12 protein-coding genes are annotated in these 14,590 nt (G+C 41.0%); 9 read left to right on the top strand and 3 right to left on the bottom strand.

The window, feature by feature from the left end:
• Positions 1-16: 16 nt before the first annotated feature.
• From tig to ASL19_RS05590, 6 genes are all read left to right on the top strand, one after another.
• Positions 17-1,378, top strand: a complete 1,362-nt coding sequence (gene tig, locus ASL19_RS05565; RefSeq protein ID WP_057177562.1) for a trigger factor — start codon at positions 17-19, stop codon at positions 1,376-1,378.
• A gap of 190 nt (positions 1,379-1,568) precedes the next feature.
• Entirely contained in the window at positions 1,569-2,282 is a 714-nt protein-coding gene (clpP, locus tag ASL19_RS05570) for an ATP-dependent Clp endopeptidase proteolytic subunit ClpP (RefSeq protein ID WP_057177563.1), read from the top strand.
• A gap of 10 nt (positions 2,283-2,292) precedes the next feature.
• Complete coding sequence (gene clpX, locus ASL19_RS05575) at positions 2,293-3,633, top strand: ATP-dependent protease ATP-binding subunit ClpX (protein ID WP_040009189.1); 1,341 nt, start codon at positions 2,293-2,295, stop codon at positions 3,631-3,633.
• Positions 3,634-3,763: 130 nt separating this feature from the next.
• A complete protein-coding gene (locus tag ASL19_RS05580; RefSeq protein WP_057177564.1) occupies positions 3,764-4,615 on the top strand; it encodes an alpha/beta fold hydrolase in 852 nt (283 codons plus the stop codon).
• An 11-nt stretch (positions 4,616-4,626) separates the two neighbouring features.
• Positions 4,627-5,100 carry a DUF29 domain-containing protein gene (locus ASL19_RS05585; protein ID WP_057177565.1) on the top strand — a complete coding sequence of 158 codons (474 nt, stop codon included), beginning with the start codon at positions 4,627-4,629 and terminating at the stop codon, positions 5,098-5,100.
• A gap of 307 nt (positions 5,101-5,407) precedes the next feature.
• The gene (locus tag ASL19_RS05590) at positions 5,408-6,715 is read left to right on the top strand and encodes an ABC transporter substrate-binding protein (protein ID WP_057177602.1); all 1,308 of its coding nucleotides are present in this window, start codon (positions 5,408-5,410) and stop codon (positions 6,713-6,715) included.
• 30 nt (positions 6,716-6,745) lie between these two features.
• Here ASL19_RS05590 and ASL19_RS05595 read toward each other — a convergent pair whose 3' ends face one another.
• Positions 6,746-7,369 carry a hypothetical protein gene (locus ASL19_RS05595; protein ID WP_235528932.1) on the bottom strand — a complete coding sequence of 208 codons (624 nt, stop codon included), beginning with the start codon at positions 7,367-7,369 and terminating at the stop codon, positions 6,746-6,748.
• Between the two features lie 198 nt (positions 7,370-7,567).
• Between ASL19_RS05595 and sbcC the strand changes: the two genes are divergently transcribed.
• Positions 7,568-10,585, top strand: coding sequence for an exonuclease subunit SbcC (gene sbcC, locus ASL19_RS05600; protein WP_057177567.1), 3,018 nt, complete (start codon positions 7,568-7,570; stop codon positions 10,583-10,585).
• Here the strand turns inward: sbcC and ASL19_RS05605 are convergent.
• Positions 10,577-11,041: an SH3 domain-containing protein gene (locus ASL19_RS05605; RefSeq protein WP_057177568.1), complete on the bottom strand. Its 465-nt coding sequence runs from the start codon at positions 11,039-11,041 to the stop codon at positions 10,577-10,579. The genes sbcC and ASL19_RS05605 overlap by 9 nt on opposite strands.
• Positions 11,042-11,083: 42 nt before the next feature.
• Positions 11,084-12,595 (bottom strand): AAA family ATPase, encoded by a 1,512-nt coding sequence (locus tag ASL19_RS05610; RefSeq protein WP_057177569.1) that lies wholly within the window; start codon positions 12,593-12,595, stop codon positions 11,084-11,086.
• A 70-nt stretch (positions 12,596-12,665) separates the two neighbouring features.
• Here ASL19_RS05610 and ASL19_RS05615 point away from each other — a divergent pair, with 70 nt between their 5' ends.
• Both ASL19_RS05615 and prfB read left to right on the top strand, forming a co-directional pair.
• On the top strand, positions 12,666-13,394 hold the full coding sequence (locus ASL19_RS05615) for a Bax inhibitor-1 family protein (RefSeq protein WP_057177570.1): 729 nt from the start codon (positions 12,666-12,668) through the stop codon (positions 13,392-13,394).
• 74 nt (positions 13,395-13,468) lie between these two features.
• Positions 13,469-14,588, top strand: a protein-coding gene (prfB, locus tag ASL19_RS05620) for a peptide chain release factor 2 (protein WP_152980402.1) whose coding sequence is annotated in 2 segments (ribosomal slippage) — positions 13,469-13,540 and positions 13,542-14,588 — 1,119 coding nt in all. Because the reading frame shifts where the segments join, the coding sequence is not laid out codon by codon here.
• Positions 14,589-14,590: the final 2 nt, after the last annotated feature.

Here is a 14,590-nt window from a genome sequence, read left to right on the forward strand (position 1 = left end):
CCACAAGAGACCAAGCATGAAAATTACCCAGGAAAAACTAGAAAAAAGCCAAATTGGACTAGAAATAGAAATTACACAGGAATCCACCAGAGAAAAGTACGAGCAAGTAATTAAAGACTTAATGCGTAATGTAAACATTCCTGGGTTTCGTAAAGGCAAAGTAAACCGACAAATATTATTGCAACGTATTGGCACAAATCGTGTTAAAGCATCCGTATTAGAGGAATTAATTCCAGAAGCTATTGAACAAGCAGTTAAACAAGAGAATATAAAAGCCATTGGTCAGCCAAAACTGGTTTCATCTTTCGATGATCTTATAGGTAAATACCAGCCAGGAGAAACCTTGACATTTTCTGCTGCAGTGGATGTGGAACCTGAAGTAAACATTAAACAATACACAGGAATGCAAATTAAAGCGGAGGAAGCCAAGTACGATTCCACCAAAGTAGATCGGGCCATTGAGGAAGAACGGGAGAAAATAGCGACCTTAGTCCCAGTAGAGGGAAGGGCGGCCCAATTAGGAGATGTAGTGCTAGTGGATTTTAGTGGATCACTTGCGGAAACCCCAGAACAGGAACCCGCACTAATTCCTGGTGCCCAGGGAGAAGATTTTTCAGTGGACTTAAATGAGGATCGGTTTATTCCTGGATTTGTCACTGGTATAGTGGGCATGATTCCGGGAGAAACTAGGGAAATTCCAGCTCAGTTTCCCCATAATTACCCCGATGAGAACCTGTCCAATAAAGCAGCATTATTTACAGTAACACTCAAGGAAATTAAGGAAAAAGAACTGCCAGAATTGGACGACAATTTTGCCCAAGATGTCAGTGATTTTAAAACCTTAGCAGAATTAAGAGCATCCTTGGAAAAACAATTTCAACAGAAGGTAGAAGAAAAAAATACTGAAAATAAGCACGAGGCTTTGTTGCAAGAGTTGTTGCAGCATGTAGAAATTGATTTGCCAGAAACTATGATTGAACAGCAGGTAGATCACAGACTAGAAAAAACTGCTTTTAACTTGGCACAGCAGGGTTTAGACGTGAAAAGACTGTTTACCAAAGAAACTGTTGTTCAATTACGAGAAAATATACGGCCCTCTGCAATTGAGGATCTCAAACGCGACTTAGCCATAAGAGAAATTGCTAAACGGGAATCAATCACAGTAGATAAGGAAGAAGTTAAGAAAAAAGCCGACGAGGTGTTACAACAATACTCTGGTGAAGACATAGATGTAAAGAATTTAAAGTTAGTATTAGGGATAGAGTTAGAAAGAGAGAAAGTTCTGGAGTGGCTAATTGCCAACTCATCCCTAGAACTAGTACCCGAAGGTTCCTTGAGTGGTGGAGACCAAGAACCAGAAACCGTCACACCTGAGTAAGAAGAATGGGAAGACATTGTTTGTAAAGTCTTCCCGTGAATAAATACCTAATTTTTCCCAAGAAACCACAAGAAAAGTAAATATAGGGCATAATGGTTAGCACAAACCCCAAAAACCTCGATATTTAAAAACCATACCCTCGCCTTCATTCTGTCCAAATTAGTCTAACTGAAGTTTTAAATATTTTTGTATGCTTATATCACAGTCGGAAAATCCCCCAATCACTAGTCTGAGCACCATGAATATCCAATGTGGTTATAATAACCTAAATCCTATTAGCCTTAGCAGTATTGTCCCCATGGTGGTGGAACAGTCTGGTATGGGGGAGAGAGCATTTGACATATACTCCCGATTACTGCGGGAGCGGATTATTTTTTTAGGAACGGCCATAGATGACAATGTAGCCAACTCTATAGTTGCCCAATTATTATTTCTGGATGCAGAAGACCCAGAAAAGGACGTTCAACTGTACATCAACTCCCCGGGAGGGTCTGTTTATGCAGGAATGGCGATCTATGATACTATCCAACAAATACGTCCTGATGTAGTAACTATTTGTTTTGGACTAGCAGCTAGTATGGGAGCATTTTTGTTAACCGCAGGGACTGCGGGTAAACGCATGTCTTTACCAGATTCACGGATCATGATTCATCAGCCACTGGGTGGTGCCCAGGGACAAGCGATTGATATTGAGATCCAAGCACGCGAGATTCTTTATATTAAGGCTAACTTAAATCAACTAATGTCAAAACATACTGGACAACCTTTAGAAAGAATTGAAGCTGATACCGAGCGTGACTTTTTTATGTCACCACAGGAAGCCAAAGATTATGGCTTAATTGACCAGGTTATTTCCAGACAAAATCTCCCCTCATCCGGGGCACCAGTCACTATCGTTAAATAAGAGGCTTGATATGTCTAAATACGATTCACACTTAAAATGTTCGTTTTGCGGCAAGTCTCAGGAGCAAGTGCGGAAGTTAATAGCAGGTCCGGGAGTATACATCTGTGACGAATGTGTTGAGCTGTGCAACGAAATTTTGGACGAAGAACTGTTAGATGCTAATAATACGGCCAATTCTTCCCCACCCAAACCAGAACAAACTCCAAAACGTCGCACTAATTCTGCTAATATCTCCCTGAATCAAATTCCTAAACCCAGGGAAATTAAAAACTACTTAGATGAGCACGTTATTGGGCAGGACGAGGCAAAAAAAGTGCTTTCTGTTGCTGTTTACAATCACTACAAACGGTTAGCAGTAGCTCAAGGTAAGGCAAATGACAAGTCCCCAGGAGAGGACAGTGTGGAGTTACAAAAATCCAACATTCTCTTAATTGGTCCTACTGGTTGTGGTAAAACCCTATTAGCTCAAAGCTTAGCCAAAATCCTAGATGTTCCCTTTGCTGTAGCAGATGCCACAACCTTAACAGAAGCAGGATATGTGGGAGAAGATGTAGAGAATATTCTCCTGAGACTATTACAAGTTGCCAACTTAGATGTGGAAGAAGCACAAAGAGGAATAATCTACATTGACGAAATAGATAAGATTGCTCGTAAGAGTGAAAACACTTCCATTACCAGAGATGTATCTGGTGAAGGGGTACAACAAGCCCTTTTAAAAATGTTAGAAGGTACTATTGCCAATGTACCACCTCAGGGGGGACGTAAACACCCCTATCAGGACTGCATTCAGATTGACACCAGCAACATCTTATTTATTTGCGGCGGAGCTTTTGTCGGTTTAGAAAAAGTAGTAGATCACAGAGTGGGGAAAAAGTCAATGGGCTTTGTCCAATCTGGAGAAGGGCAATCTAGAGAAAAACGGGTAGCAACCACCCTTAAACAATTAGAACCCGATGATTTAGTTAAATTTGGCATGATCCCAGAATTTATCGGACGTATGCCAATGGTAGCAGTGGTGGAACCCTTGGATGAGGATGCTCTCATGGCTATTCTCACCCAGCCACGTAGCGCTTTAGTCAAGCAATATCAAAAACTGCTTAAAATGGATAATGTAAACCTGGAGTTTAAAGAGGAAGCATTAAGTGCGATCGCCCAGGAGGCGTACCGGAGAAAAACAGGAGCCAGGGCGCTACGAGGGATTGTAGAGGAACTAATGTTAGACGTAATGTATGAGTTGCCATCTCGTAAAGATGTAACCACCTGCACAGTGACAAGAGAGATGGTAGAGAAGCGTTCTACAGCCGAATTGTTAGTTCATCCTTCTTCTTTGCCCAAGCCAGAATCTGCTTAGACTAAATAGATAAAAGAGTTTGGGGATGAGATACAGCAAAAATTGTCCCCCTATTCTTTATCAATTCTGTGGGAGGTATTCGGGAAAAAGCTATATATTATATGGATATATGGATTATAATTAGGGGTTTATGGCTTATATAGAAGTTCGCGGTGTGAATCACTACTATGAATGGATAAGAAAACCATCGGAAATAGCAAAACCGGTGATAGTGTTTTTGCATGGTTGGGCAGGTTCTTGTAGATATTGGCGTAGTACAGCCGAAGTATTATCGGAGAGATTTGATTGTTTTTTGTATGATTTAAGAGGTTTTGGCAGTTCCGAATGTCAGCCTAAGAATAATCAAGAAAATATTAAATTAAGCTATGAACTAACAGAATACGCGGAAGATCTAGCAGTTTTATTAAACCAATTGAACCTAGAGCGAGTGTATATTAACGCTCATTCCATGGGAGCTTCAATTGCCACCTTATTTTTCAATCGTTATCCCCAAAGAGTGGTGAAAGGAATTTTGACTTGTAGTGGAATCTTTGAATATGATGAAAAAGCCTTTGCTGCATTTTATCAATTCGGTGGTTATGTAGTTAAATTTCGCCCCCAATGGTTAACCAAAATACCCTTAGCTGACAGAATGTTCATGGCGAGATTTTTGCATCGTCCAATTCCTGATAGTGAAAGAATAGCCTTTTTAGAAGATTTTGTAGCTGCGAATTACGATGCAGCTTTAGGGACAATTTTCACATCTGTAAGCAAAGAACAAGCAGAAACCATGCCTGATGAATTTGCCAAATTAACAGTACCCACATTATTAATTGCTGGAGAACATGATATCATTATTCCTGCTGATCTTGGGAAAAAAGCAGCCAATTTGAATGATAAAATTCAGTTGGAAATAATCCCTGATACAGCTCATTTTCCCATGTTAGAGGATCCAGAGACTTATTTAGAGAAAGTGCAAGATTTTCTCATCGCTAATATTTAGGGAGGCAAAGTATGAGTATTGGCAATTTAGAAGACTTAGGGTTAGGAGATTTACAGCAACTGCACGAAACAGATGATTACCAGTGGTTGTTGACCAACATTAAATTATTGAGGAATAAGCAGTTTGACCAGCTGGATTTAGAAAATTTAATTGAGGAATTAACTGACTTGGGTAACGAGAAAAAAAATGCAGTAGAAAGTTTGCTGCAACAGGTTATTAGACACTTATTACTCTATCAGTATTGGCATGTGGAAATTGAGAGAAATTCCGGACATTGGCAAGCGGAAATTTACAACTTTCGAGATCAGGTAAATAGTAAATTAACCAGTAACCTACGTAGCCATCTAGTTGCAGAAATGCCAAAGATTTATCAAAGAGCTTTAGGTTACGTACAACGAAAAACAAACTATCAAATTGAAATTGATTTTCCTAGAGAATCTCCCTATAGTCTAGAACAATTGCTAGATATTAATTATCTTGGTTAACTAAGTGGGTGGAATTAAACACAAGATCAACGTAGGTTGGGTTAAGGAACGAAACCCAACGCCCCCAATGTCACCCTACTTGTCTGCTTGATTATTATCCCTTATTTTCCAACAACTCTAATTATTAAACATTGATTATCCCTGTTGACAAAAATAAAAAGTTGTGGAATAATCATTCTGGCTAAATAAAGCAGCGCAAATAACAATTTAATCTTTGATTAATCTTTAAAAGTCATGCACGGACAACTTACGTGTGACTATGCTGACTTTAGGTTCTAAGGGTATTGGAAGGAGTGAAAGGAAACAGATGTTAAAACGTAACGTTTCTCTAGTGTTAAGTGTAACATTGGTAACTAGTGCCTGTCTTTTGAGTGGTTGTGAAAATACAACTCAAAATACAACCGAAAATACAAGTAATACCACCTCACCTGCAAACGCAGGAACTGGTAAAGGTCTAAAAATTGGTAGTTTATTGCCAACCACTGGGGATCTAGCTTCCATTGGTCAACAAATGGCGGGTTCAGTCCCCCTACTGGTAGAAACCGTCAATGCTTGTGGTGGTGTGAATGGTGAACCAGTACAACTAGTGGAAGTAGATGACCAAACCAAACCAGAAAGTGGTGCAGCTGGTATGACTAAACTAGCTACAGTAGATAAAGTAGCTGGTGTAGTTGGTTCCTTTGCTAGTAGTGTTTCCACCGCAGCTGTTTCAGTAGCTACACCCAATAAGGTTATGCTCATATCACCAGGAAGCACCAGTCCCGTATTTACCGAAAAAGCTCAAAAAGGTGACTTTAAAGGTTTTTGGGCACGGACTGCACCACCAGATACCTATCAAGCATTGGCTTTAGCTCAACTGGCCAAGAAAAAGGGTTTTAAGAGAGTTTCCACAGTTGTGATTAATAACGACTATGGTGTAGGCTTTGAAAAAGCATTCGTACAAACATTTGAGAAATTAGGTGGAACAGTAGTTAATAAGAACAAACCTGTGCGCTATGACCCCAAAGCCCAAACTTTTGAAACTGAAGCTGGTGCGGCTTTTGCAGGTAAGCCCGATGCGGTTTTAGGTGTAATGTATGCAGAAACAGGTAGTTTATTTCTCAAAGCTGCTTATCAACAAGGAGTAGCTAAAGGAGTACAAATCCTATTGACTGATGGAGTGAAATCAGATAGCTTCCCAGAACAGGTAGGTAAGGGAGCAGATGGTAAATATTTATTATCTGGAGCAATAGGAACAACCCCCGGTTCCAACGGTAAAGCCCTAGAGTCCTTCAAAAAATTGTGGCAACAAAAGAAAGGTGGCACTCCGGGAGAATACGCACCCCAAGCCTGGGATGCTGCAGCTTTGTTGGTGTTAGCAGCTCAATCGGCTAAAGAAAATACCGGTGTGGGAATTGCCAGCAAAATCCGGGAAGTTGCTGAAGGTAGTGGTAAAGAAGTTTCTGATGTGTGTGAAGGACTCAAACTAATAGAAGCAGGCACAAAGATTAATTACCAAGGCGCCAGCGGGGATGTGGATGTGGATGCTAATGGCGATGTACTTGGTGTCTATGATGTTTGGACCGTGGGTGATAATGGTAAAATTACGGTTATTGACCAAGTAAGTCCCAAATAGGGTTATGGGGGAGGTATCTCCCCCTGGTGACTAAATTCCGCTGAATCTATAACCCACACCAAATAACAAACCAATATCAACGGAGCGGAAAAACCCCGCATTGATAGATGCTGTAGCGGTAAATCTATCACTTAATGGCATATCCACACCACCGGATAATAACAGAGCAATTTTAGGATATTTATCATTTTGAACTCGCACATTAGTATCCTTACTGTCTTTAATTGCCACACCAATTCCCGCATAGGGAGCAATGGGTAGGGCGGAACCATTTAATACTTGTTTTACTTGTGGGTAGGCAAAATCATAAGTGATGGGAACTAGAAATGTGGTATCACTACCTAAAACCGCTCCTGGTCTGATGGAGAAGGAATTGAAAACGGAGAGCTTGCTGACAATTCCAAAATTACCATCAGCTAATGGCGAACTACCACCACTTATACCAATATTTCCTCCCACCCCAATATAACTTCCCCCTTCTTGAATAGGTCTTGTTAAAGCAGCATCCATTTGAGATTGGGCAGATTGACCAGGAGGAGCAGCATTATCTGATGGAATAACCTGTGCTGTTGCAGAAGAACCACTACCTAAAACCACTAGGGTTAGTAGACTAGATAGGCAAAAAAGATGTTTGGCAAAGAACATAGTATTCATATTATTGGGTAGTATTGTGGTATGGTAACATCTTTAGTTGTTAGTATTTTTTGGGAAAAAATCCGTGGCCAATGTCAAGAATTTCCTCACTCTTTAACATTCAACACTAAAAAATCGTTTTTTGCATCCCTAATTTGAAATAAACTATTAGGATAGAAGTATTTGCTACCTTGTGTATATATCTCACCAGAGTTAATAATGATTCCAGTTCGACTGATTCTAAAAAACTTTTTGAGTTACCGTGATGCAACTTTAGATTTTATGGGATTGCACACGGCCTGCATTTGTGGTCCTAATGGAGCAGGTAAATCTTCTTTGTTGGAGTCTATAACTTGGGCAATCTGGGGTCAAAGTCGTGCCAACATTGAGGATGATGTTATCTATGCTGGATCACAAGAGGTTAGGGTTGATTTTACTTTCTACAACAATTTACAAAAATATCGGGTAATTCGTACTCGTGCCCGAGGTGCTACAGGTATTTTGGAATTTCAATTGGAAACTCCTGCTGGTTTTCGTCCTCTTACGGGTAAGGGTATCCGTGCTACCCAGGACCTGATTCTCCAACATATTAAGTTGGATTATGAAACTTTTATTAATTCGGCTTACCTCCGCCAAGGACGCGCTGATGAATTTATGCTAAAAGGACCTGCTCAACGTAAGGAGATTTTGGCGGAGTTGTTAAAGCTCAATCAGTATGATTTGTTGGAGGACAGAGCTAAGGATAATTCTAAGCAGTGTAAGGGAAGGGTGGAAGAGTTGGAACGTTCTATCCACAACATTCAATTACAATTGACTGATAAGGAGACAATTCAAACCCAAAGAGCAACTTTGGAAACCAGATTACATCATTTGCAACAACAACAGACTTCTGATTATCAACAGTTGCAAGATCTACAGGTGGTTGAACGTCAACGTCACGATTGGGAAACTAAGTTGGGGGTAGTTCAACAACAGTGTCAGAATCTCGTTCCAGAATGCGATCGCCTGTATCAAGATGGTTCAGTTGTCAAGTCTCAATTGCAGGAGTTAGATTCTATTTTAGGTCAGTCTGAAGAAATTCAAGCTGGTTATAGTGGTTTTCAAGCTCTACAATCTCAGGAAGAGTCTTTTACTAGGAAATTTGAGCAACATAATCTTGCTATTAGTTTTAAACAAGCACGAGAACAGGAACTAGGGACACGAGTTCAAACCATTCAACTGCAAATACAACAGGAGTCGGTAGAATTAAAGGCCTCGGAAAAACAGGAGCAGGAATTACAAGGGTGCTTACACAAGTCTAAAGAAGTAGAATCTGCATTGAGCAGTTTATCTGCTGCTCGTGAACATCTTAACCAGATGGAACAGTTACAAATCCAAGTGACTCCCCTCCTACAACAACGAGCAAGTTTACAAAGTCGGATAGACCGGGTTTATGCTACTTTGTCAGCTAAATTGGAGGGGTTGGAAAATACTCGACAACAACTACAATCGAAAGATTCTGACTTTTCTCGGTTACAGGAGTCCGCTACACAACTGGATAAGCAAATTGAGGAGTTGGAAAAGAAACGTGTCTATCTTCAAAGGGTACATGAAAAAGGAAATGATCGTCGCCATGTAATTGAACGTTTGCAAACTCATCAAACTGAATACGAGAAATCTTTGGGTAAGCTGGAACAAAAGATACAGCTACTTCAGGAGCCTAATGCTCTATGTCCCCTCTGTGAACGTCCTTTAGATGAGCATAATTGGAGTCGGGTTGTAGAGAAAACTCAGGGAGAATACAAGGATACTCAGGAACAATTTTGGCAAACACGAGAATTATTGGCAGTGTCTGACCAAGAAATTCAAGCATTAAGGACGGAATATCAGACAATCTCCCGACAGGTGGCAGAATATGAGTCTTTAAGGCAAAAAAAAGGAGAATTAGGTGCTCATCTGCAAGCTATGATCGATGACCGGGAAAGGTTGAAGCAACTTGCTTTAGAGAAGGAAAGTTTACAGGCTCAATTACAAGGGGATTATGCTCCCGAACTACAACAGGAACTCCAAGAAGTAGATCAGCATTTACAACAACTAAATTATCAGGAAGAAAATCACGCTTTAGCTAGAAGTGAGATAGAGCGTTGGCGATGGGCAGAAATTAAACAGGCTCAGATTAAAGATGCTCAAAAGAAAATAGCTCAACTAGCACAGATTAAGCCTAAACTAGTAGCCAAGATTGAGGAGTTACAAGCACAAGTGCTATGGGAACAGACTAATTCACCAATAGCTGAGGAAATTGGGAGATTAGCAGTGGATATTGCTGCTATTGATTATAGTCATGAAGCACATCAGGAAATTCATAAAAAAGTTCAAGGGAGTCAACATTGGCAATTGAAACATCAGCAGTTGTTATCTGCTCAACAACAATATCCTTATCTGGAAAAAAGACTGGCAGATTTGAGTAGTGATTTGCAGCAAAGAGAGGCGCTAAAACAAAAACTTGCCATGGAAATGGGCGAAATAGAGAAGCAATTAGCCTCTATGGTCAATCCAGCAGAGAAAATTGCTGATTTAGACCAGAAGATGGTAGTTCGTCGTCGAGAAATGGATGAAACTATTACTCATTTAGGCAGGTTGGAACAAAAGATACATCAGTTAGAACTGCTGCAAAATCAATATGAGCAAGAAAAGGAGCAATTAGCAGTTTGTAAGAAAAAACAGCGCGTTTATCAGGAATTGGCACAGGCATTTGGTAAAAATGGTATCCAAGCACTGATGATTGAAAATGTGTTACCACAACTGGAAGCAGAGACCAACAAATTACTTTCTCGGTTGAGTGGTAGTCAGTTACATGTACAGTTTATTACCCAAAAGTTGGGGAGTAAATCAGCCAAGAAAGGCGCTAAGTTGGTGGACACTTTAGAAATTTTAATTGCTGACACAAGAGGTACAAGAGCTTATGAAACTTACTCGGGAGGGGAGGCGTTTAGAATTAATTTTGCTATTCGGTTAGCATTGGCTAAATTGCTGGCCCAGCGTGCTGGTGCTGCACTACAGTTGTTAATTATAGATGAGGGATTTGGCACCCAAGATACGGAAGGATGCGATCGCCTGATTGCTTCTATTAACGCAATAGCGAGCGATTTTGCCTGTATTTTGACTGTGACCCATATTCCCCATCTCAAGGAAGCATTTCAGGCGCGAATAGAAGTAAATAAGAACCAACAGGGTTCCCATTTATCCCTTTCAATTTGATTTTTCCGTATTACCAGCTTTAACCCAACCTTCTTGATCAGTATCTGGAATCCTAATTTTTTGCCACTTACCATCCTGACTGGTTTCTAAAATAATCACTTTTTGATTACCAGCAACCCCACCAATGGCTTGACCCTCAAAAGCGGGTTTATCTCGCACACTCAAACCTTGTGACCAGGTAACCACAGCAGTATAGGATCCTGGTGGTAAAGCAGTAGGTGATTCCCGATTGAGTTCTGGTGTTGCGGTAGGTTTTGGTTTTACCTTAACCACCTTTTTGGGGGTAACCTTGGGTAAATTAGGTTTTGGATCGGGATTGTCATTAGCAAACATGGGTTTTTCAGGGGTGATGGCAGTACGATTGATAAAGTATATAGCTATTGTCATACCACTACCCAACAAAACGGCGATCGCCAACAAAAATCCAAGCACAAATTTAAGCAAACCAGATAGCATAGTTATTCCTTATTTTATCAAGAGGATACATCCCACCACCTACTATAATTGACGTTGTATACGTTCAGTTAAAGAACTATGCTTAGAAGCTAGACGGGCCCGACCAGAAGCTGCCCATTCTTGAAGTTGTTGAATTTGTTCCACAGCTGTTCTAGCTAGAGGAATGATTTGACTAGCAGCTTCTAAAACATCATCAGTGATAAAATCACGGTTTTGACTAAACGCAATATGCATAGCCTCAATTAAAGTCTGCTCAATTTCTGCTCCAGAGAAATCAGGAGTTTCGTAGGCCAATCTATCAATGTCATAACCCTTGACATTGTGGGGACGTAACCTAGATAGGTGAACATGAAAAATAGCCTTTCTTTCTTCCTGGGTGGGTAAACCCACAAAGAAAATTTCATCAAATCGCCCCTTACGCAACATTTCCGGAGGTAAAGACTGAATATCATTAGCAGTAGAAACCACAAATACCGGAGAAGTCTTTTCTGCTAACCAGGTAATAAAAGTGCCAAATACCCGACTGGTTGTTCCCGCATCACCCCTACTACCCAAACCAGAAAAAGCCTTATCAATTTCATCAATCCACAATACACAGGGAGCTAGAGCTTCAGCAACTTGAATCATTTGTCTAGTGCGGGATTCCGACTCACCAACTAAACCCCCAAATAAACGACCCACATCTAAGCGTAACAGAGGTAAATGCCAATAGTGAGCGATCGCCTTAGCAGTGAGGGACTTACCAGTTCCCTGAATTCCCACCAACATTAAACCACGGGGGTGTGGCAATCCGTACTGTCGAGCCCGTTGTGTAAATGAGCCACCACGGCGAATTAACCAGTCTTTGAGATTATCCAACCCGCCAATATCAGAGATTTGCTCGGTAGCAGGGTAGAAGTCAAGAATTTGGGTTTGGCGAATAGTTTGGCGTTTTTCTTCCAGAACCAGGTCTACATCTTCTGGCAATAGCTCTCCATGAGATGCTAAAGCCCGTGACAGAACCCGGCGAATTCTTTCCATTGATAGACCCTGACAGGAACGTACCAAATCATCAACAAACTTACCAGACAGAGAGTTACCCGTGACCTGTAACAATTTTTCCACTTCAGTTTTAATTTCCGGGACAGTGGGTAAGGGGAATTCCACCACAGTCATAACTTCCGTTAAATCATCGGGGATCAGAACACGTGGGGATAATAAAACAATGTTTTTCGGTTGAGATTTCAGGAGTCGGGATAAATTACGAAGTTTGCGAGCAATAGCCACATCGTCTAAAAAGCGATGATAATCTCTTAAAATTATAACCGCACAGACAGACGATGGTATTTTTTCAACAAATTCTAAAGCTTGCAGAGGATTGCGTTTACCAAAACCCTGATCATTAGGGTTTCCCTGATAACCATCAACAAAGTCCCAGGTATAAACCGGGCGATTTCCTTGATTTGTTGCTTCTTCTCTAATAGTAGCTTCCACCCTTTCCTCTTCCTGGGTAGGAATGTAAATTAGGGGATAGCGGGCACGGAGTAATAGTTTAAATTCTTCGCGGAAGTTCATAGTGATAGAATAGAGTTGTTATAATGACATAGGTAATTGCTATTTGTAAATTCGGCTGTAAACTTGTAGTATGAGCAACACTAGTAATTTTCGTCAAGCTTTTCGTGAGGCACAAAACCGCAGTCTCGTCGGTTCCAACGTTATTGCCAAAGCTTTGCCCTATGTTGGTGGTGGTCTTGTTCTCACCGCTGTGGGCACCTATGGTGGTCTAGGTATTATTAATTCCTACCCAGAACTATTCTTTTCTAGTTTTTTGGGTGCGGTAGTAGTGGAACTGATTTTGTTCTTTGTTGCCCAAAATGTGGCCAAGAAGGGTCAAAATGCCATTGCTTTGCCACTCCTAGCCATTTATAGTCTGTTGTCAGGATACACCCTCAGCGGCTTAGTATTCGTAGCTCTAGGCACCCAAGGAGTGGGTATTCAGGGTATTGGCATAGCAGCCTTATCATGTGGTATCACCTTCATTGTAGCCCGTCAAATCGGTAGTAATCTTTCAGAATCCGATGGCATGGCCCTGACGAAAACCATTTCTCTGGGAATACTAGCTTTAGTTGTTGTATGCCTAACTCAATTTGTTTTTGCTCTGTTCGGCGTTTATACACCCAGCTGGTTAGAAATTGGTATTTCTGGTCTAGGAGTATTTCTCTTTGCTGGAGCATCTGTAGTAGATTTTTACATACTACCCCGCACTTACACCAATGAAGAATACTTGCCCGCAGCTTTGTCAATGTATTTAACATACATTAACCTTTTTGTGTTTATTTTGAGACTGTTAATTGCCATTAATAGTCGGGACTAATCAACTTTAATCAATTAAAGTAGGAGCAGTTAACTGCTCCTACACCACTCTTGTTATTATGGATAGGATAAACTATGGAAGTTCTAGAACTAAAACGGGAAATAGAAGTATTGTGTAATCGCCTGGGTAAAACCCAGGACTATCTTTGACGTACCCGCAGTCAAAGCCAAAATTCAAGACCTGGAACAGATCTCAGCCCAACCAGAATTTTGGGAAGACCAAAACCAGGCACAACAAACGCTTCAGGAACTAAACGACCTCAAATCTCACCTAGATCAGTATTACCACTGGCAGACTGACTTAGAAGATACTAAAGCAGTGGTGGAACTATTGGAACTAGAAGCAGATGAAGGACTCTTACAGGAAGCTGAAACTACCATTAACCAAATGCACCGCGATCTGGATCAGTGGGAGTTACAACAACTACTTTCTGGACCCTACGATAGCCAGGGCGCAGTCCTAACAATCAATGCAGGTGCAGGAGGAACAGATGCCCAAGACTGGGCATTTATGCTAATGCGGATGTACACCCGTTGGGCAGAAGCCCATGGTTATAAAGTGACACTAGCTGAAGAATCTGAAGGTGATGAAGCGGGGATAAAATCAGCTACCCTGGAAATTACAGGTCGTTATGCCTATGGTTATCTACGCGCAGAAATGGGAACCCATCGGTTAGTGAGAATTTCTCCTTTTAATGCCAATGGTAAACGCCAAACTAGTTTTGCTGGAGTGGAAGTTATGCCACAAATAGATAACTCCGTTACCCTAGAAATACCAGAAAAAGATTTAGAAATCACTACCTCCAGAGCAGGGGGTAAGGGTGGACAAAACGTCAACAAGGTGGAAACAGCAGTGCGCATAGTTCATATTCCTACGGGAGTAGCAGTGCGTTGTACAGAAGAGCGATCGCAATTACAAAATAAGGAGAAAGCTTTGGCTCGTCTCAAGGCTAAACTTTTAGTTATTGCCAGAGAGCAACGTGCCCAAGAGATAGCTGAAATTCGTGGTGACATGGTAGAAGCATCCTGGGGTAATCAAATACGTAACTATGTTTTTCATCCTTACCAAATAGTCAAAGACTTGCGTACAAACCTTGAAACAACAGCTATTGGTGATGTGATGAATGGTGATCTGGATAGTTTTATCCAAGCATATCTGAGGCAAGAAAATCAATTGGTAACCAGTGGTGAGTAGAA

The organism is Cylindrospermopsis sp. CR12 (genome assembly GCF_001432185.1).
GTDB lineage: Bacteria > Cyanobacteriota > Cyanobacteriia > Cyanobacteriales > Nostocaceae > Raphidiopsis > Raphidiopsis raciborskii.